This window comes from Ornithinimicrobium cerasi, from assembly GCF_003702705.1.
Lineage (GTDB): Bacteria > Actinomycetota > Actinomycetes > Actinomycetales > Dermatophilaceae > Ornithinicoccus > Ornithinicoccus cerasi.
The window spans coordinates 77,018-94,770 of sequence record NZ_QZMN01000011.1 but is presented as its reverse complement, the minus strand read 5'-3'; the positions used below and the strand labels follow the sequence as shown (position 1 = coordinate 94,770).

The window sequence follows — 17,753 nt, the reverse complement described above, 5'->3', positions numbered from 1 at the left end:
GCACGGGCGACCCGTCGGTCGCACAGGTGTCTAGTAGCCTCGTGCCCATGCCCAGCCCGAAGGCCAGGACGAGCGGCCCGACCCCCGCGGCCGCCAAGACCGAGCGCCTGCTCAACCTCGTCATCGCGCTGCTCGCGACCCGGCAGCCGCTGAGCCGGGCGCGCATCCGGGAGGCGGTGCCGGACTACCAGGACGGCACCGACGAGGCCTTCGAGCGCATGTTCGAGCGTGACAAGGACGAGCTGCGCGCCCTCGGCATCCCGCTGCGCGCGGAGGCCGTGGACCCGTTCTTCGACGACGAGGTCGGCTACCGGATCGACGAGCGCGAGTACGCCCTCCCGCAGGTCGACCTCGACCCGGACGAGCTGGCCGTCGTCGGGCTCGCCGCCCGGGCGTGGAGCCAGGCCAGCCTCGCCGGCCCGGCCGCGCAGGCCCTGCGCAAGCTCGACGCCGCGGGGCTCGTCCGGGACGAGGCCTCCGTCTCGGGCATCGAGCCGTTGCTGCACACCCGCGAGCCCGCCTTCGAGCCGGTGCGCGACGCGGTCCTGTCGCGCACCCGGCTGACCTTCGACTACCGGGGTGGTGGGGGAGCGGGGGTGACGTCGCGGCGCGTCGAGCCCTGGGGGCTGACCAGCTGGCACGGGCGCTGGTACCTCACGGCGCACGACCTCGACCGCGACGCCCCCCGCGTGTTCCGCCTCGACCGCGTGGTCGGCACCCCCCGCGGCGTCGGGCGTCCCGGAGCCTTCCGGGTTCCCGAGGAGCACGACGCCACCGCGATGATCCGGCGCACCTACGGCGAGGACGCGGGCGCGAGGACGACGGTGCGCCTCCTGGTGCGCGACGGTGCCGCCTCCTCGCTGCGCCGCCGCGGCACGGTCGAGCCGGGCGACGGGGAGGCTGGCTGGGACAGCCTCGACCTGAGGGTGACCAACGTCGGCGCGCTCGTCCAGGAGGTGTGCGCAGCCGGTCCCGACGTGCGGGTCGCCTCCCCGCCGGAGGTCAGGGACGCCGTGGTCGTGGCGCTGACGGCGGTCGCCCGCGCGCACGGTGGGGAGGTCTGATGGCGACCTACGAGAGCGCGACCTCCAGGCTGGGCCGGCTCCTGACGATGGTGCCCTGGCTGCTCAACCGGCAGGGCGTCGACCTCGCCAGCGCCGCGCGCGAGCTGGGGGTGAGCGAGGCCCAGGTCGTGGACGACCTCGAGCTGCTGTTCGTCTGCGGGCTGCCGGGCCACTACCCCGACGACCTCATCGACGCGCAGTGGGAGGACGGGCGGGTCTACGTCTCCAACGCCGACACCATCGCCCGGCCGCTGCGGCTGGGTCGCGACGAGGCCCTGGCGCTCATCGTCGCTCTCCGCGCCCTGCGGGACACGCCCGGGCTGACCGAGCACGACGCGATCGACCGAGCCCTGGCCAAGCTCGAGGCCGCCGCGGGCGACGCGGCCGCGACCGCGGCCTCCGTCACCGTCGACCTCGAGCAGCCGCTGGACCCCGAGCTGTCCGCCCGCCTCCGCGACGGTCTCGTGCGCCAGCGTCGGCTGCACCTGCGCTACACCGTCGCCAGCCGCGACGAGACCACCGAGCGCGACGTCGACCCGATCCGGGTGGTCGGCGTGGACGGCCGCTGGTACCTCGAAGCGTGGTGCCACCGCGCCGTCGGCGTCCGGCTCTTCCGGCTCGACCGCATCGAGGAGCTCACCGTCCTCGAGGAGGACGGCACGCCGCCGGCCGACCTGCCGCCGCGCGAGCTCGGTGCCGGTGTCTACCGGGCGGCGCCGGAGGACCTGGAGGTCACCCTGCACCTCGAACCCTCCGCGGCGTGGGTCGCCGAGACCTTCCCCGTCGAACGGGTGGACCGGCGCGAGGACGGCAGCCTCGAGGTGGTGCTGCGCGTCGCCGACCCCCGGTGGCTGCAGCGCCTGGTCTGGCGGGCGGCCGGCCAGGTGCGGGTGCTCGCCCCCGCGGAGCTCGTGGGGGCGGTCGCGCGCGGAGCGGTCGGGGCGGTGGAGGGGCACACCCAGGCGGACGGCCTAGACTGACGTCGGCGCGCGTGGAGCGCACGCCGACGACTTGCGAGACTAAGGACACCCCATGCGCCTCCAGGCCTGGCACGTGATCGTGCTGATCGTCGCCTTCATCCTGCTCTTCGGCTGGAAGAACCTGCCCAACGCCGCCCGGAGCCTGGGCGAGTCGATGCGCGTCTTCAAGACCGAGGTCGACCAGATGAAGGACGAGAACGCCGCGCGCAAGGACCGCGCACCTGGGGAGCCACCGCTGCCGGGCGCCGGCGAGCGCACGGACGACACCTACCGGGACACCGCGGCCGAGGAGTACCGCCGGCTCGAGGGACGCCCCGACGACGGCGACCCGCGCGCCTGACCCGGCCGCGGCACACCGGCAGCATCCGGCAGGGGAGGACATGGCGCGCGCCACGACGAGGGACCCCGAGGGCAGGATGTCGCTCGGGCAGCACTTCAAGGAGCTGCGCAACCGGCTGCTGATCTCCTGCATCGCCATCGCCGCCCTGGCCGTGGTCGGCTGGTACTGGTACGACGAGATCTTCGCCTTCGTCAACGGGCCGATCGCCCGGGTCGCCCGCGAGCGGGGGGACGACGAGGTGATGCTGCGCTTCCAGAACATCACCGAGCCGTTCGCGATGCAGCTGAGGGTCGCGGTCTTCAGCGGCATCGTGCTGGCCAGCCCGGTGTGGATCTGGCAGGTGTGGGCCTTCCTGCTCCCCGGGCTGCACCAGCGGGAGAAGAAGATCGCGCTGGTCTACTTCTTCATCAGCATCCCGCTGTTCTTCGCCGGCGCGGCGATGGCCGCGTTCACCTTCCCCCGCCTCGTCGCGATCCTGCTCGGATTCACGCCCGAGGGCGCCGCCAACCTGCCGGGGGCGCAGGAGTTCCTGTCCCTGTGGCTCTACTTCATGCTCGCCTTCGGGCTGGCCTTCCTCCTGCCGGTCGTGCTGGTGGCGCTGAACCAGGTGGGGATCCTCTCGGCGCGCAACATGAGGCGCAGCTGGCGGGTCACGCTCTTCGCCATCCTCGTCTTCTCCGCGTTCATGACCCCGGACCCGTCGGCCTGGACGATGCTGGCGATGGCGGCCCCCGTCTTCTTCCTCTTCTGGTGCGCGGTCGGTGTCGCCTTCCTGCTCGAGCGCCGCAGGGAGAGGAAGAACCCGGGCCGCTACGCCGGTCTCGCCCCGGACCAGCCGACGCCCCGGCCATGAGGTATGCCGTCGCGCACGGGCGGCGGTCCGGGCGCGGGGGCGCCGCGCTGCTCGGGGCGCAGGCGGTGGGAGCGCTGAGGTCGGCCGGGCACGACGTGGTCGAGGTCGCGGCGTCCTCGCTGGCGGAGGCGAGGGACCGGTGCGCCGCCGCGGTGGCCGACGGCGTCGACGTGCTGGCGGTCGCCGGCGGGGACGGGGTGGTGAGCCTGGCGACCGACCTGTGCGCCGGCACCGGCACGGCGGTCGGGATCCTGCCCGCCGGCACCGGCAACGACAACGCGCGATCGCTGGGGATCGGGTCGGGCCCGGCCGCCCTGGCGGCGCTGCTGCAGGACGGCAGGCGCACGGTCGACACCCTGCACGTCGTCGAGCTGGACCGGCACGTCCTCGGCTCGGTCAACGCCGGCCTCGACGCCCGCATCGCCCACCGCGCGACCCTGCTGCCCCGCCGGCTCGGGTCGTGGTCCTACACGGTGGCCGCGCTCGTGGAGATCGCCCGGCTGCGGTGGACGCCGCCGCTGCGCTACGCGCTGACGACGACCTTGCCCGACGGGCGGGTGACGACCGAGGAGCTGGACGCCCTCGTCGTGGTGCCGGCGAACATGCCCTACCTCGGCGGCGGGCTGCACCTCGCCCCGGGGGCGGACCCCGGCGACGGCCTGCTCGACCTGGTCGTCGTCCGCCCGCTCACCCCGGCCCGCGCCCTCGTCCTGCTCCGCGCGGTCCGGGCGGGACGGCATACCGCGATGCCGGAGGTCGAGGTGCGGCGCGCCACCCGGGTGCGGGTGGAGGGACCCGCCGACGTCCTCGCCCACGGGGACGGCGAGGCGCTGGCCCCGCTGCCCCTCACCGTGCAGGTCGCGAGCGCGAACCTGCAGATGATCGTGCCCGCGCTGGCATAGCCTGAGGACATGTCCAGCCCTGCCGAGCAGTACGCCCGCGCCCGGGAGCGGGCGGCCCGGGCCGCGACGCCCGCCGGACGTTTCACGCAGAGCCTCGGCTTCGAGCTCGATCCTTTCCAGCTGGAGGCGATCCAGGCGGTCCAGGACGGGGCCGGCGTGCTCGTGGCGGCCCCGACAGGTGCGGGCAAGACCGTGGTGGGGGAGTTCGCCGTCGCGCTGGCGCTGGAGACCGGCCGCAAGGCGTTCTACACGACCCCGATCAAGGCGCTGTCGAACCAGAAGTACCACGACCTCGTCGAGCGGCACGGCAGCGCCAACGTGGGTCTGCTCACCGGTGACTCCTCGGTCAACGGCGAGGCGCCGGTGGTGGTGATGACGACCGAGGTGCTGCGCAACATGATGTACAGCTCCTCGCCCACGCTCACCGGCCTCGGCTTCGTCGTCATGGACGAGGTGCACTACCTCGCGGACCGCTGGCGCGGCGCGGTCTGGGAGGAGGTCATCATCCACCTCCCGCCGTCGGTGCAGGTGGTCTCCCTGTCGGCGACGGTGAGCAACGCCGAGGAGTTCGGTGACTGGCTCAGGGCGGTTCGCGGAGGCGGGAACCCTGAGTCGTTACGTGTCATCGTGTCCGAGCACCGACCCGTGCCGCTGTGGCAGCACATGATGGTGGGCACCCAGATGCTGGACCTCTTCGTCACCGAGGGTGCGGGCCCGGGCAGCACCCGGGTCAATCCTGAGCTCCTGCAACGGATCTCGCAGGCGGAGCGGTCAGCCTCCAGCGGATGGTCCCGGGAGGACGCGGGCGGTCCCCGGGGTCGGCGGGGGGAGCCGCGCGGGGGCGGACGGGACGGTCGCGGCCGTGGGCGCGACGGGGGGCGCGGACGCGGCGGCGGGGAGCGCGGCCGGTCCGACTCCAGGCGCAGGTATGACGACGCCGTCCCGGTCCTCGAGCGCGGTGCGCTGCCCGGTGGCGTCGCGAGCCGGGCGCAGGTCATCGACCGGCTCGACCGCGAGGGGCTGCTGCCGGCGATCACCTTCATCTTCAGCCGCGCCGGGTGCGACGCCGCCGTCGCCCAGCTGCTGGGGCGGGGGGCACGCCTGGTGCCCGAGGAGGACGGGCGCCGGGTGCGCGACCTGGTGCAGCAACGGGTGGCCGAGGTCGACCCCGCCGACCTGGGCGTGCTCGGCTACCACGACTTCGTCGAGGGCCTCGCGCGCGGCTACGCGGCGCACCACGCCGGGATGCTGCCGCTGTTCCGGGAGATCGTCGAGGAGCTGTTCACGCACGGGCGGCTGCGGGCGGTCTTCGCCACCGAGACGCTGGCGCTGGGGATCAACATGCCGGCCCGCACGGTGGTGCTGGAGAAGCTGGTCAAGTTCAACGGGGAGACGCACGCGCCGGTCACCCCGGCGGAGTACACCCAGCTCACCGGCCGGGCCGGGCGGCGCGGCATCGACGTCGAGGGTCACGGGGTGGTGCTGTGGCGCCGCGGGGTCGACCCGGTCGACGTCGCCGGCCTGGCCTCCACCCGGACCTACCCGCTGCGCAGCTCCTTCCGCCCCAGCTCCAACATGGCGGTCAACCTCGTGGCGCAGTACGGCCGGGACCGGGCGCACGAGCTGCTCCAGTCCTCGTTCGCGCAGTTCCAGGCCGACCGGTCGGTGGTGGGGCTGACCACCCGGGTCCGGGAGAACGAGACCGCGCTCGAGGGCTACGCCGAGGCGATGCGCTGCGACCGGGGTGACTTCCGCGAGTACGGCCGGATGCGGCACGAGCTGGGCGAGCTGGAGAAGAAGCTGGCCCGGCAGCGCCAGCACGAGCGCCGCTCGGACATCGCCCGCTCGCTCGAGGAGCTGGCGCCGGGCCAGGTCATCCAGCTCGACGGGGGCCGCAAGGGCACGATGGGCGTCGTGATCCGGGGGACCAAGCGCGCCTCCGCCGCCCCGGAGCCGACCGTCCTCACCTCCAACGGCAGCGTCCAGCGGCTCACGGTGGCCGGCTTCAAGGACGTGCCCGAGGTGATCGGCACCCTGCGCGTCCCGACGGGCTTCAACTCCCGCAGCCCCCGCGCCCGCAAGGACCTGGCCTCGGCGCTGCGCGACACCGTCCGTGAGCCGCGGCCGGGACCGGGCCGTGGTGGGGGTGCGGACGAGGAGAGCGGCACGGCATACCCGCACCGGGGTGAGGCCCGGGTGGACGAGCTGCGCGCGCAGCTGAGGGCCCACCCGTGCCACGGCTGCCCGGAGCGCGAGGACCACGCGCGGTGGGCCGCGCGGTGGTGGCAGCTGCGGCGCGAGACCGACGACCTCCAGCGGCGGGTGGCCGAGCGCACGCACACGGTGGCGCGCACGTTCGAGCGGATCTGCGACCTGCTGGCGGGGCTGGGCTACCTCACGCCCGACGGGCAGCAGGTGACGCCGGAGGGCCAGCGGCTGCGGCGGATCTACACCGAGCTCGACCTCGTCGTCGCGGAGTCGCTGCGGCGGGGCACCTGGCGGCGGCTGACGCCCGCCGACCTGGCCGCGGTGGTCTCCTCGCTGATCCACGAGGCGCGCGGGGACGAGGTGCTCGACGCCCGGATGCCCACCGTCGAGGTCGAGGAGGCGCTGGGGGAGATGGGCGCGATCTGGCGGGAGGTGCTCAGCCTCAAGAGCGAGCACCGGCTGGAGGGTGACCGGGAGCCCGACCCGGGGATCGCCTGGATGGTGCACCGCTGGGCGTCGGGTCGCGGCCTCGACGAGGTGCTGCGCGACGGCGGCATGTCGGCCGGCGACTTCGTGCGCCGCTGCAAGCAGGTCGTCGACCTGCTCGGTCAGGTCGCCCAGGCCGCCGAGCCGGAGGTCGCCCGCGCCGCCCGACGAGCCAGCGACGCGATGCTGCGCGGCGTCGTCGCCGCCGACCGCCTCGACTGACGCCACTAGGGTTGGGCCATGTCCGACATCGTCATCTGCTCGCCCCTGCGCACCCCCGTCGGCGGCTTCCTGGGGAGCCTGGCCAGCCTCACCGCGGCCGACCTCGGCACCCAGCTGCTCACCGCCCTGCTGGAGCGGACGGGGCTGCAGGACGGCGACGTCGATGACGTCGTCGTCGGCAACGCCAACCCCTCCGGCGAGATCCCCGCGCTCGGACGGATCCTCGCGCTCAACACCGGCCTGGACCGGGCGCCCGGCATGCAGCTGGACCGTCGCTGCGGCTCCGGCCTGCAGGCCGTCCTCACGGCCGCCTCGGCGGTGGCCACCGGCGGGGCCCGGCTGGTCGTCGCCGGGGGAGCGGAGTCGATGAGCCAGGTCGAGCACTACGCCCTGCTGCGTCTGGGCGTCCGCGCGGACGTCCAGCTCGCCGACCGGCTCGGCCGCGCCCGCTCCACCGCGGGTGGCGACAGGCACCCCATACCCGGGGGCATGATCGAGACCGCGGAGAACCTGCGCCGCGACTACGGCATCTCCCGTGAGGCCCAGGACGAGCTCGCCGCCCGCTCGCACCGGATGGCGGCCGCCGCCCAGGCCGAGGGTCGGTATGCCGAGGAGCTGGTGCCCGTCGAGGTCACCTCCCGCAGGGGCACGGTCGTCGTCGACACCGACGAGCACATCCGCCCCGACACCACCACCGAGGTCCTCGCCGGCCTCCGCCCGATCATGTCCCGCCAGGACCCCGCGGCCACCGTCACCGCCGGCAACGCCAGCGGCCAGAACGACGCGGCCGCCCTGTGCGTCGTCACCACCCGTGAGCACGCCGAGGCGAAGGGCCTGACCCCGGTGCTCGCGCTGAGGTCGTGGGCCGTCGCGGGCGTCGCACCGGAGACGATGGGCATCGGTCCGGTGCCGGCCTCCGCCGCCGCCCTCGAGAGGGCGGGGCTCACGATGGACGACCTCGACCTCATCGAGCTCAACGAGGCCTTCGCGGCCCAGGCGCTGGCCGTGCTCACCGAGTGGGGGATGAGCGACCCCTCCTCCTGGGACCGGCTCAACCCCAACGGCTCCGGCATCTCTCTGGGGCATCCGGTCGGTGCCACCGGGGCCCGGATCCTGGCCACCCTCGCCTCCGAGCTGCACCGCCGCGAGGGCCGCTACGCCCTGGAGACCATGTGCATCGGCGGGGGCCAGGGGCTGGCCGCCGTCTTCGAGAGGGTGGTCTGAGATGGGGCTGCGCGCTGACCAGCTGACCGAGGGCGAGGAGATCGTCCTGCGGCTGCGGACGCACTGGAAGGCGTTGGTCGTCGCGGTCCTGTGGGCCGTCCTCCTCGCCGGTGCCCTGGTCGCGCTGTGGTGGTTCCTGCGCGGGAGCGACGTCTACCCGGTGGCGATGTGGGTCGCCGGCGGGGTGGCGCTGCTCCTCGCGCTCTGGCTCGTCGGGCTGCCGGTGCTGCGGTGGCGCAGCGAGAGCTACACGGTCACCACCCGCCGGATCAGCCACCGGTTCGGCATCCTGAGCCGCGGCGGACGCGACATCCCGCTGCACCGGATCAACGACATCGGCCTGGAGAAGGGGCTGCTGGACCGCGTCCTCGGCTGCGGCACGCTCGTCGTCTCCGACGCGACCGAGAAGGGCGGGATGGTCCTGCACGACGTCCCCGACGTCGAGCGGGTCCACGTGCGGCTGCAGGAGCTCCTCTACTCCCGGGACGACGGCTCGGACGACGGCGAGTGGCCGCCGAACGAGCCGCCGCGCCGGCGCTGAGCGCCTCGACCATGTCCGGTCCGTCGCCGCGCGCCCGGGTGCGCTCCCTGCCGTCGATGCCGCACCCGCACCTGGTCGTCCTGCGCAGCGCGGCCACGCTCCTGCTCAGCTGCCTCATCGCGCAGGCGGGCTGGGCCTCGGCCTTCCTCGGCGGGGAGGACCGCTTCTTCCGCCACCACCAGCTGGGCGCGTGGGTCACGCTCGTCGTCGCCGTGGGAACCGCCGTCGTCTACCTGGCCCTGCGGCGCTCGGCCGGACCCGTCAACCTGGGTCTCGCCGTCGCCGTCGCGGTCCTCGTCTCGCTGCAGTACTGGCTGGGGGAGTCGGGCGACCGGGCGCTGCACATCTTCGTGGGCGTCCTGCTGGCCATGCTCGGCACCGCCCTCACCTCGTGGACCTACCGACACCCGATGCCGGAGCCGACCGACCCCTAGGGACTGCCCATCGGGAACTGCGGCGGGGCCGTCACCCCGGGCGCAGGTCCAGCGCCTTCATCAGCCGCCCCACCGGGCTGCCGAGGTCGTAGGCCTCCACCAGCTGCTGCAGCGTCCCCGGGTCGGCCAGCTCGCGCGGGACGGTCAGCGGCATGTCCGGCAGGGGGGCGTCCGGGGCCACGGTCACCACGAGCGGCGCGACGTCCAGGTAGTCCGACGCCGCGAGCAGGTTGGCCCGGCGCGCCCCCTTGAGCTCCGGGTCGCCGTCCGCGACAGCCCGGCGCAGCCCCTCCAGCGAGCCGTACGTCGCGATGAGCTGGGCGGCCGTCTTGTCCCCGATCCCCTTCACGCCCGGCAACCCGTCGCTGGTGTCCCCCCGCAGCATCGCCATGTCCGCGTACTGCGCCCCGGTGGCCACGCCATACCTCGCCTGCAGGTCCGCCTCGCGGATCTCCTCGGCGTCGCGCACCCCGGCGCGCGCGGTGTAGACCACCGTCACCCCCGCGGCGTCGTCGACGAGCTGGAACAGGTCGCGGTCGCCGGTGACGATCGACACGGCCATCCGGTCCTTGTGCCGCGCGGTCAGGGTGCCGATGACGTCGTCGGCCTCGTAGCCGGGCGAGCCCAGCACCGGGATCCCGAACGCCTCGAGCGCCCGGCGCAGGACCGGGACCTGGGCCGCCAGCTCGTCAGGCACCTGCTCCTCGTCGACCGCGCCGTCCGCGAGCCGGTGCGCCTTGTACGTGGGGATCGCGCGCACCCGGAACTCGGGCCTCCAGTCGTCGTCCCAGCAGGCCACGAGGTGGGTGGGACGGAACCGGGTGACGAGGGTGGCGACCATGTCGAGCAGACCGCGGGTGGCGTTGGTCGGCGTCCCGTCCGGGGCCTCGCGCAGGTCCTTGACCCCGAAGAACGCCCGGAAGTAGAGACTCGCGGTGTCGAGGAGGAGGAGGTGCGGGCGCGGCTGCGCGGTCTCGACGCTCATGGGGCCCCAGGGTAGGCCCTGCTAGCGTGAGGCGGGTGCGTGCGACGGCCGACCGGCTCCCCTGGCTCGCCGTGCTGCTCACCCTGGCGACGGCCGTGGTCCTGCTGCTCGGACCGCTGTGGTCCACCGCCGAGGGGGAGAACCCGCTCGAGCGCCCGTCGGGGGTCGACCTCGACGCCGTGCTCCTGCTGGGGCTGCCGACCGTGGTGGTGCTCGCCTCCCTCGCGGTGGCGCTCGCCGGGCGGCGACGTCTGGTCATCGGTGCGCTGTCGCTCCTGGTCCTGGGGTATGCCGTGCTGCGCGCCCCCGCGCCGCTGCCGGTCTGGTTCCTGCCCTCGCTGCTCGCCACCGCCGGCGGGTATGCCGTGCTCCTCGCCTCGCGCAGGACCGCGCGCACCGCCCCCGACCTGCGCTGACCCGCGGCTACGCTGGGCCCATGGAGCCCCTCGACCGCCACATCGTCCAGGTCCTGGCCGCCGACGGGCGCATCTCCTTCGCCGACCTCGGGCGGCAGGTCGGGCTCTCCACCTCGGCGGTGCACCAGCGGGTCAAGCGGCTCGAGGAGCGGGGCATCATCACCGGCTATCGGGCGGTCGTGGACTACCCGAAGGTCGGGCTGCCCCTCACCGCGCTGATGTCGGTCAAGCCCTTCGACCCCGCGGCCGAGGACGACGTGCCGGAACGGCTGCACGGGATCGAGGAGATCGTGGCGTGCTGGTCGGTCGCCGGCGACGAGAACTACGTCCTGCTCCTGCGCGTGGCCCGCCCGCAGGACCTCGAGGAGCTCTTCGCACGCATCCGCCAGCAGGCGTCGGTGTCCACCAACACGACGATCGTGCTGTCCACGCCCTGGGAGGACCGGCTCGGCCGCCTCCCCGAGGCCGACTTCATCATCTGAGCAGCCATCCCGAGTCGGGTGCGGTCACGCCAGCCGGACCTCCATCACGCTGCAGGGTGATGAAGGTCCCACGAACCTGACCGCACCCGTGGGTGACCTCCCTCGTCACTACCGGCGGGCGATGGCCGCCGTGCGACCGTGGGTGACCGTGAGCAGGTCGGCGGGGGAGAGCTCGAGGTCCAGCCCGCGCTTGCCGCCGCTGACCAGGATCGTCGGGAACTGCTCCGCGGAGACGTCGAGGACCGTGGGCAGCGCCTTCTTCTGACCCACGGGGCTGATCCCTCCGACGACGTAGCCGGTCGTCCGCTCGGCCGCCACGGGGTCGGCCATGGTGGCCTTCTTGGTGCCCAGCGCGGCCGCGACCGCCTTGAGGTCCAGCAGCGCGTCCACGGGCACGATGCCGACGCCCAGACCCCGGTCGGTGTCCACGAGGAGGGTCTTGAAGACACGGGCGGGTTCCACGCCGAGCGCCTCGGCAGCCTCGAGCCCGTACGACGACGCCGCGGGGTCGTGGGAGTAGGCACGGACCTCGTACGGGACGCCGGCGCGGTCGAGCGTCACGGTGGCCGGCGTGCCGCCCGAGGACCTCTGCTTCTTGGCCACGGTCAAGGATGCTAGACCCCACCCGCCGACGAGACCCACCCGCCCGATGAGGCCCAACCCGCCAACGAGGCCCCACCCGCCAACTCGCAGGCGTCGGCCATCACTGACCGGGGGATGCATCCGGCCCGAGGCAGGGTCGACGCCTGTGAGTTGCGGGGAGGGGGCTGTGGGGGAGGGGGAGGGGCAGGATCAGGTGTGCGGGATGAAGAGGGGGCTGCGGTGTGGGCCAGGGGAGGCCTCAGGCGAGCTGGTCCACCGACGCCTGGTGGGAGGCGCGGGCGTGCTCGTAGGCCGCCTGCTCCGCGCCGTCGTGGTGCTCGGCCGTGTGCTGGCGCCACCACTCCTGCCCGGTGGGGGGCAGGGTGTCGATCGGGTCGTAGTAGACGTACTCGGCGCTGGTCACGTCGACGTCGTCACCCTCGATCGCGGTGAGGTAGTTCTTGCGCCAGTAGGAGATCCCGCGCTCGGTGTCGTAGGTGTCGACCTGGTGCACCCACCGCTTGCCGACGAACGGCACGTCGCAGACGATCCGCGGCGTGGCGAAGCCCGGCAGGTAGCCCAGGAGCGAGTGCTGCAGGTGCTGGGCATCCGACAGCGAGACCCGCCAGTGCTCGGCGAACGGGATCATGTCGCACATGTAGAAGTAGTACGGCGTGATCATCGCCTCGTCGGCGAGGGCGAAGCACAGGTCGAGCAGCTGGTGCGCGTCGTCGTTGACGCCACGCATGAGGACGCCCTGGTTGCGCACGTCCCGCAGCCCCGCCTCGAGCATCGCCCGCGAGGCCTGGGCGACCAGCGGGGTGACCGACTGCGCCGCGTTGACGTGCGTGTGCATCGCCAGCCCCACGCCCCGCTCGCGCGCCTTGCGCGCCACCCGGGCGACGCCCTCGACCACGTCCGGGGCGAGCCAGTGCTGCGGCATACCCATCAGCGCCTTGGTGGCGAGCCGCACGTCACGGATCGACTCGATGTCCAGCAGCTGGTCCAGCCACGCCTCGAGGTTCTTCCACGGCATGTTCGCTACGTCGCCGCCGGAGACGACGACGTCGCGCACGCCCGGGGTGGCGCGCAGGTAGTCGAGCATCGCGGTGTGCCGGTCGACCGGCTTGCCGGCGAGCTTGAGCTTGGTGACCTGGGGCGTGGAGTTGCCCACGAGGTCCATCCGGGTGCAGTGGCCGCAGTACTGCGGGCAGGTGGGCAGCATCTCCGCCAGCACCTTGGTGGGGTAGCGGTGCGTCAGCCCCTCGGTCGCCCACATGTCGTGCTCGTGCAGCGAGTCGCGGCTGGCGTAGGGGTGGGAGGGCCAGTCGGTGCGACGGTCGGAGAAGACCGGCAGCATGTAGTGACGCACCGCGTCGGCGTAGAAGGCCCGGGTGAACTCCTCGCCGGCCGCCGGCATCCGCCCGTCCGCCCAGGTCACCTCGCTGACCATGGTGTTGAGCATCTGCGGCGGCACCAGCATCGACATGGTCGCCCGCTCGGCCTGGTCGCGCTCGAGGTCGGCGTAGAAGTCGTCGGTGAGCAGGTCGCCCATGACGGTGCGCAGCTGGCGGACGTTCTTCACGCAGCTGACCCGCTGCCACTGCACGTCGGCCCACTGCTCTGCGGTGATGTCCTTCCACCCGGGGAACCGGGTCCAGTCCGGTTCCACCAGCTCGTGGCGCGTGTAGGCGTAGGGCTGCTCGATCAGGGCGCTCATGCGTGGCATGATACGGATATCTTCCTGCGAAACGGAAGAACCGCGGGAAGATGTCTTGCGAAATGCCGTTCAGAGAGGACAGATGACGGGTATGACGACCCACTCGCCGTTCGGGGTGCACCGGGTGCTCGAGCCGTCGGGGGAGGCGGTCACGCTGCCGCAGTCCGCCCGTCGGCTCGACGTCTCGCCGGTGCTCGCCCCCGACGAGGTGCGGATCGACGTCGAGATCCTCAACCTCGACGCCGCGTCCTACCGCCAGCTCCGGGAGAAGCACACCGGCCCCACCGGTCACGTCCACGGCCACTCGGTGCGCTCGGAGGTGCTGGAGATCATCGAGGACCGGGGCAAGATGCAGAACCCTGTCACCGGGTCCGGAGGCATGCTCATCGGCACCGTCGCGGAGGTGGGACCGCAGAGCCCGCTGGGGCTGCGCGTCGGGGACCGCGTCGCGACCCTCGTCTCGCTCTCGCTGACCCCGCTCGCCGTGCACGACCACCTCGAGCGCTGGGACGGTCTGTCCGAGCGCGTGCCGGCGAGCGGGCACGCCATCCTCTTCGGGCGCTCGGTCGCCGCCGTCCTGCCGACGGACCTCGACCCCGAGCTCTCCCTCATGGTCATGGACGTCTGCGGCGCCCCCGCCCTCGTGCGCCGGGTCGTCTCCGGGTATGTCGAGCGCGGGCTCTCCCCGTCGGTCGCCGTCCTGGGCGGCGCGGGCAAGTCGGGCTCGCTGTCGCTGGCCGCCGCCCGTCAGGCCGGGGCGGGTCGCCGGGTCGCCGTCGTGCCGGTCGAGCGCGAGGCCGCGCTGCTGCGCGGGTCCGGGCTGGCTGACGAGGTGGTCGTGGCGGACGCGCGGGCACCGCTGGCGCTGGAGTCCGCGGTGCGCGAGGCCGGGGGGCCGGTGGATGTCACGGTCGTCTGCGTCGACGTCCCGGGCTGCGAGCAGCCGGCGCTGATGATCACCGCGCAGGGCGGGACCGTCGTCTACTTCTCGATGGCCACCAGCTTCGCCGCCGCCGCGCTCGGCGCCGAGGGGCTGGCCGCCGACGTGACGATGCTGGTGGGCAACGGCTACACGCCCGGGCACGCCGACTACGCGCTGGAGCTGCTGCGCGGCGACCCCGCGGTGCGGGACCTGTTCGAGCAGCGGCTGGCCGCGGAGCGTGGTCACGGGAGCGTCGCCGACGGAGGTGCGGTGTGAGAGTCACGAGCACCGCCGCCCGACCGGCACCGCCGCCGCGGCTCGAGCTGGACGAGGAGGTCGTGCGCCGGGCACGCCGGCTCGCCGAGCGGCTCGGCCAGCCGGTCGTCGAGCTGGCGCGCAGCCACACCACGGTGTCCGTCGAGCGGGCGACGCTGCGCCTGGCCGGTCTGGCGGGCGCCGACCACGAGCGGGTGCCGTGGGTCAACCACCTCGTCGACGCGGTCCGCGCCCAGGTCGGTCTCGAGCACGGCGTCACGACGCCCGTCTGGGACGCCCTGCGTCGCGACGAGGCCCCGGACCTGCTCACGCTGGCGCAGAAGGCGTCGGCAGGGGGGGTCACCTTCCGCCTGCCGCAGGGGCGGGGCGAGGCCACCGGCGCCCGCCGGGCCGCGCGCGCCGCGGTGCGACCGGGCCTGCGGCGGATCGACCGGCAGCGGGCGGCGCGGGACCGGTTGATCGCCCGGCACGGCGACCCGCAGCGACGCCCGTGGATCTACCTCATCGTCGCCACCGGCGACATCCACGAGGACATCCCGCAGGCGCAGGCGGCGGCCCGCGAGGGCGCCGACGTCATCGCGGTGATCCGCTCGACCGGGCAGTCGCTGCTGGACTACGTGCCCGAGGGCGCCACCCGCGAGGGCTTCGCCGGCACCTACGCCACCCAGGAGAACTTCCGGCTGATGCGCGCGGCGCTGGACGACGTGAGCAAGGAGCTCGGGCGCTACGTCCGGCTCACCAACTACGCCTCCGGCCTGTGCATGCCGGAGATCGCGACGCTGGCGGGCCTCGAGCGGCTCGACATGATGCTCAACGACTCGATGTACGGCATCCTCTTCCGCGACATCAACCCGATCCGGACCTTCGTCGACCAGCGCTTCTCCCGGCAGGTCCACGCGCGGGCGGGAATCATCATCAACACCGGCGAGGACAACTACCTCACCACCGCCGACGCGGTGGAGGCGGCCCACACGGTGACGGTGAGCCAGCTGATGAACGAGTTCTTCGGCCGGGAGGCGGGCCTGGCGGACTGGCAGCTCGGGCTCGGCCACGCTTTCGAGATCAACCCCGACCTCGAGGACTCGTTCCGGCTCGAGCTGGCGCACGCCCTGCTGGCGCGCCAGCTGTTCCCCGACGCGCCGCTGAAGTGGATGCCGCCGACCAAGCACATGACCGGTGACATCTTCCGCGGCTACCTCCTCGACGGGTTCTTCAACCTCGTCGGCGCCATGACCGGTCAGTCGATCCTCCTCGTCGGCATGATGACCGAGGCCGTCGTCACGCCGTTCCTCTCCGACCGCGACCTGGCCCTGCAGAACGTGCGCTACGTCCAGCGCGCCGCGGGCGGCCTCACCGAGGACTTCCACCCCCCGCGGGACGGGTTCATCCAGACCCGGGCCCGGCAGGTGCTCTCGGAGGCCGTGGACCTCCTCGAGAGGATCACGGACGAGGACTCGGGCGCCACCGGCGTGCCGCTGCTCGAGGCGATCGCCGACGGGACCTTCGGACTGATGAAGCGGCCCGCGGACCGGGGCAAGGGCCTGGACGGGGTCGCCCGCCGGGCCGAGGACTACGACAACCCGGCCATCACCCTGCTCGAGGAGGGCGCGACGTGAGCGAACGGCATACCCCGGGGTCGGGGGAGGCCCCCGCCCGGACCGGCGTGGTCCGTCCCTACGGCGACATGACCGGCGACGGGATGGTGCAGGTCTCCTTCACCCTCCCGGTGCGCCACGACAAGCGTGCCGAGGGTGCCGCCCTGCAGCTGGCCGCCAAGATGGGTCTGGCACCCGCGCTGCTCGTCCACGCCAAGGCGATGGGACCCGACCACACCTTCTTCGTCGTCTACGGCAGCGTCACCCACCTGGTCGAGCTGGACAAGGTCGAGGTGGTCGAGCGCGACTTCCCGCTGCTCCCGGCCAAGGACGTCAACGCCACGATCAAGAGGACGCTGCGGCGCCCGCTCGTCGTCGTCGGCGCGTGCATCGGCACCGACGCGCACACCGTCGGCATCGACGCCATCCTCAACATCAAGGGGTTCGCGGGGGAGAAGGGCCTGGAGTACTACTCCGAGATCACCGTCGTCAACCTCGGTGCCCAGGTGCTGGTGCCTGAGCTCGTGGAGGAGGCGCGGGCGCACCGTGCGGACGCCGTCCTGGTCTCGCAGGTGGTCACCCAGCGCGACGCCCACATCGCCAACACGACCCAGATGTCGGCAGCCTTCCGGGAGGCCTACCCCGCGGGCCGGGTGCCGCTGCTCATCGCAGGCGGTCCCCGCTTCGAGGAGGGCTCGGCCGGCGACCTCGGGGTCGACCGCGTCTTCGGCAAGGGCACCACGCCCGGCGAGGTCGCGTCCTACCTCGTGCACGCCCTCTGCGGACCCGCGGACAGTGCCCCTGCCCGTGCCCGCCCGCCCCGACCGGAGAGGAAGAGCGCATGACCGAGCCCGTCCCCGCACACACCCCTGCGTCCCCGGCGACCCGTCCGGCCACCGTGGGCATGGCCGTCACCCACGCCCGGTACGTGCCCTACTCCCACGCCCACTACGCCGGCGACCTGGTGGACGGGGCCTACAGCCTGGCGCTCTTCGGGGACGTCGCCACCGAGCTGTGCATCCGCACCGACGGCGACGAGGGCCTGTTCGCCTCCTACAGCGACGTGCAGTTCCTCGCCCCCGTCCGGGCCGGTGACTGCCTGGAGGTGAGCGCGACGCTGGTGCGGGTGGGCTCCCGCAGCCGCGAGATGGACTTCTCGGTGCGGGTCGTCGCCCGGGGCGACACGTCGCGCGGCATCTCCGCCGCCGAGGTCCTGGACCCCCCTCTCCTCGCCACCACGGCCCGCGGCACGGTCGTCGTCCCCCCGGCCGGGTGACCCTCGGCGTGTCGGCGCGGACACGCCGGGCCGACCTCAGATCGTCGTCGGAAGTTCACCCGTCCTGACCTGCGCAGTTGTCCATCGCTGCTGGTCAGGGTGATGTTGACAGGTGCGGGTCGGACTCCCTAGGTTCGTGTGGTCCCCGGATGCAGACCGTGTCCCAAGGGGGTAGCCAGGGCCCCGCTCACCGAGTAGACAACGGAACTGTGGCGACGACCAGTCGTCCCAGGTCCGGCCCCAAA

General features: G+C 73.4%; 18 protein-coding genes. 15 read left to right on the top strand and 3 right to left on the bottom strand.

All coding sequences use genetic code 11. The features are described 5' to 3' along the window. Positions 1-47: 47 nt before the first annotated feature. The 9 genes from D4B81_RS13445 to D4B81_RS13405 are packed head-to-tail and all read left to right on the top strand — an operon-like array spanning position 48 to position 9,254. On the top strand, positions 48-1,064 hold the full coding sequence (locus D4B81_RS13445; protein WP_122263105.1) for a helix-turn-helix transcriptional regulator: 1,017 nt from the start codon (positions 48-50) through the stop codon (positions 1,062-1,064). Beyond that, complete coding sequence (locus D4B81_RS13440) at positions 1,064-2,044, top strand: helix-turn-helix transcriptional regulator (RefSeq protein ID WP_122263104.1); 981 nt, start codon at positions 1,064-1,066, stop codon at positions 2,042-2,044. Before D4B81_RS13445 ends, D4B81_RS13440 begins: the two co-directional genes overlap by 1 nt. Positions 2,045-2,096: 52 nt before the next feature. Continuing rightward, entirely contained in the window at positions 2,097-2,384 is a 288-nt protein-coding gene (gene tatA / locus D4B81_RS13435) for a Sec-independent protein translocase subunit TatA (RefSeq protein ID WP_122263103.1), read from the top strand. A gap of 40 nt (positions 2,385-2,424) precedes the next feature. Further along, positions 2,425-3,237: a twin-arginine translocase subunit TatC gene (tatC, locus tag D4B81_RS13430; protein WP_237565995.1), complete on the top strand. Its 813-nt coding sequence runs from the start codon at positions 2,425-2,427 to the stop codon at positions 3,235-3,237. Next, the gene (locus tag D4B81_RS13425; protein WP_122263102.1) at positions 3,234-4,139 is read left to right on the top strand and encodes a diacylglycerol/lipid kinase family protein; all 906 of its coding nucleotides are present in this window, start codon (positions 3,234-3,236) and stop codon (positions 4,137-4,139) included. Before tatC ends, D4B81_RS13425 begins: the two co-directional genes overlap by 4 nt. A 9-nt stretch (positions 4,140-4,148) precedes the next feature. After that, positions 4,149-7,055, top strand: coding sequence for a DEAD/DEAH box helicase (locus D4B81_RS13420; RefSeq protein WP_122263101.1), 2,907 nt, complete (start codon positions 4,149-4,151; stop codon positions 7,053-7,055). Between the two features lie 18 nt (positions 7,056-7,073). Then, complete coding sequence (locus D4B81_RS13415) at positions 7,074-8,279, top strand: acetyl-CoA C-acetyltransferase (protein ID WP_122263100.1); 1,206 nt, start codon at positions 7,074-7,076, stop codon at positions 8,277-8,279. Between the two features lies 1 nt (position 8,280). Next, on the top strand, positions 8,281-8,820 hold the full coding sequence (locus D4B81_RS13410; RefSeq protein ID WP_097187479.1) for a PH domain-containing protein: 540 nt from the start codon (positions 8,281-8,283) through the stop codon (positions 8,818-8,820). Positions 8,821-8,831: 11 nt separating this feature from the next. Continuing rightward, a complete protein-coding gene (locus tag D4B81_RS13405) occupies positions 8,832-9,254 on the top strand; it encodes a hypothetical protein (protein ID WP_161965160.1) in 423 nt (140 codons plus the stop codon). A 31-nt stretch (positions 9,255-9,285) separates the two neighbouring features. Here D4B81_RS13405 and D4B81_RS13400 read toward each other — a convergent pair whose 3' ends face one another. Further along, on the bottom strand, positions 9,286-10,239 hold the full coding sequence (locus D4B81_RS13400) for a 5'-3' exonuclease (protein ID WP_122263098.1): 954 nt from the start codon (positions 10,237-10,239) through the stop codon (positions 9,286-9,288). Between the two features lie 35 nt (positions 10,240-10,274). Between D4B81_RS13400 and D4B81_RS13395 the strand changes: the two genes are divergently transcribed. Both D4B81_RS13395 and D4B81_RS13390 read left to right on the top strand, forming a co-directional pair. Then, a complete protein-coding gene (locus D4B81_RS13395) occupies positions 10,275-10,655 on the top strand; it encodes a hypothetical protein (protein ID WP_122263097.1) in 381 nt (126 codons plus the stop codon). 20 nt (positions 10,656-10,675) lie between these two features. Beyond that, entirely contained in the window at positions 10,676-11,137 is a 462-nt protein-coding gene (locus tag D4B81_RS13390) for an Lrp/AsnC family transcriptional regulator (protein ID WP_097187475.1), read from the top strand. Positions 11,138-11,245: 108 nt separating this feature from the next. Here D4B81_RS13390 and ybaK read toward each other — a convergent pair whose 3' ends face one another. Continuing rightward, positions 11,246-11,740: a Cys-tRNA(Pro) deacylase gene (ybaK, locus tag D4B81_RS13385; protein WP_237565994.1), complete on the bottom strand. Its 495-nt coding sequence runs from the start codon at positions 11,738-11,740 to the stop codon at positions 11,246-11,248. 238 nt (positions 11,741-11,978) lie between these two features. Beyond that, positions 11,979-13,439 carry a KamA family radical SAM protein gene (locus tag D4B81_RS13380; protein WP_122263095.1) on the bottom strand — a complete coding sequence of 487 codons (1,461 nt, stop codon included), beginning with the start codon at positions 13,437-13,439 and terminating at the stop codon, positions 11,979-11,981. 91 nt (positions 13,440-13,530) lie between these two features. On the opposite strand from D4B81_RS13380, the gene kdd reads away from it, so the two are divergent. The 4 genes from kdd to kal are packed head-to-tail and all read left to right on the top strand — an operon-like array spanning position 13,531 to position 17,508. Further along, on the top strand, positions 13,531-14,637 hold the full coding sequence (gene kdd, locus D4B81_RS13375; RefSeq protein WP_122263094.1) for an L-erythro-3,5-diaminohexanoate dehydrogenase: 1,107 nt from the start codon (positions 13,531-13,533) through the stop codon (positions 14,635-14,637). Then, positions 14,634-16,253: a lysine 5,6-aminomutase subunit alpha gene (gene kamD, locus D4B81_RS13370; RefSeq protein WP_122263093.1), complete on the top strand. Its 1,620-nt coding sequence runs from the start codon at positions 14,634-14,636 to the stop codon at positions 16,251-16,253. The genes kdd and kamD overlap by 4 nt, the downstream gene beginning before the upstream one ends. Then, positions 16,250-17,077 carry a lysine 5,6-aminomutase subunit beta gene (gene kamE, locus D4B81_RS13365; protein WP_237565993.1) on the top strand — a complete coding sequence of 276 codons (828 nt, stop codon included), beginning with the start codon at positions 16,250-16,252 and terminating at the stop codon, positions 17,075-17,077. Before kamD ends, kamE begins: the two co-directional genes overlap by 4 nt. Further along, the gene (kal, locus tag D4B81_RS13360; RefSeq protein ID WP_122263092.1) at positions 17,074-17,508 is read left to right on the top strand and encodes a 3-aminobutyryl-CoA ammonia lyase; all 435 of its coding nucleotides are present in this window, start codon (positions 17,074-17,076) and stop codon (positions 17,506-17,508) included. The genes kamE and kal overlap by 4 nt, the downstream gene beginning before the upstream one ends. The last annotated feature ends 245 nt before the right edge of the window (positions 17,509-17,753 follow it).

Bases quoted from the DNA above. Each gene is read 5' to 3' on its own strand.
- D4B81_RS13445 (WP_122263105.1), top strand. From the start codon at position 48: ATGCCCAGCCCGAAGGCCAGGACGAGCGGCCCGACCCCCGCGGCCGCC.
- D4B81_RS13440 (WP_122263104.1), top strand. From the start codon at position 1,064: ATGGCGACCTACGAGAGCGCGACCTCCAGGCTGGGCCGGCTCCTGACG.
- tatA (WP_122263103.1), top strand. From the start codon at position 2,097: ATGCGCCTCCAGGCCTGGCACGTGATCGTGCTGATCGTCGCCTTCATC.
- tatC (WP_237565995.1), top strand. From the start codon at position 2,425: ATGGCGCGCGCCACGACGAGGGACCCCGAGGGCAGGATGTCGCTCGGG.
- D4B81_RS13425 (WP_122263102.1), top strand. From the start codon at position 3,234: ATGAGGTATGCCGTCGCGCACGGGCGGCGGTCCGGGCGCGGGGGCGCC.
- D4B81_RS13420 (WP_122263101.1), top strand. From the start codon at position 4,149: ATGTCCAGCCCTGCCGAGCAGTACGCCCGCGCCCGGGAGCGGGCGGCC.
- D4B81_RS13415 (WP_122263100.1), top strand. From the start codon at position 7,074: ATGTCCGACATCGTCATCTGCTCGCCCCTGCGCACCCCCGTCGGCGGC.
- D4B81_RS13410 (WP_097187479.1), top strand. From the start codon at position 8,281: ATGGGGCTGCGCGCTGACCAGCTGACCGAGGGCGAGGAGATCGTCCTG.
- D4B81_RS13405 (WP_161965160.1), top strand. From the start codon at position 8,832: ATGTCCGGTCCGTCGCCGCGCGCCCGGGTGCGCTCCCTGCCGTCGATG.
- D4B81_RS13400 (WP_122263098.1), bottom strand. From the start codon at position 10,239: ATGAGCGTCGAGACCGCGCAGCCGCGCCCGCACCTCCTCCTCCTCGAC.
- D4B81_RS13390 (WP_097187475.1), top strand. From the start codon at position 10,676: ATGGAGCCCCTCGACCGCCACATCGTCCAGGTCCTGGCCGCCGACGGG.
- D4B81_RS13380 (WP_122263095.1), bottom strand. From the start codon at position 13,439: ATGAGCGCCCTGATCGAGCAGCCCTACGCCTACACGCGCCACGAGCTG.
- kdd (WP_122263094.1), top strand. From the start codon at position 13,531: ATGACGACCCACTCGCCGTTCGGGGTGCACCGGGTGCTCGAGCCGTCG.
- kal (WP_122263092.1), top strand. From the start codon at position 17,074: ATGACCGAGCCCGTCCCCGCACACACCCCTGCGTCCCCGGCGACCCGT.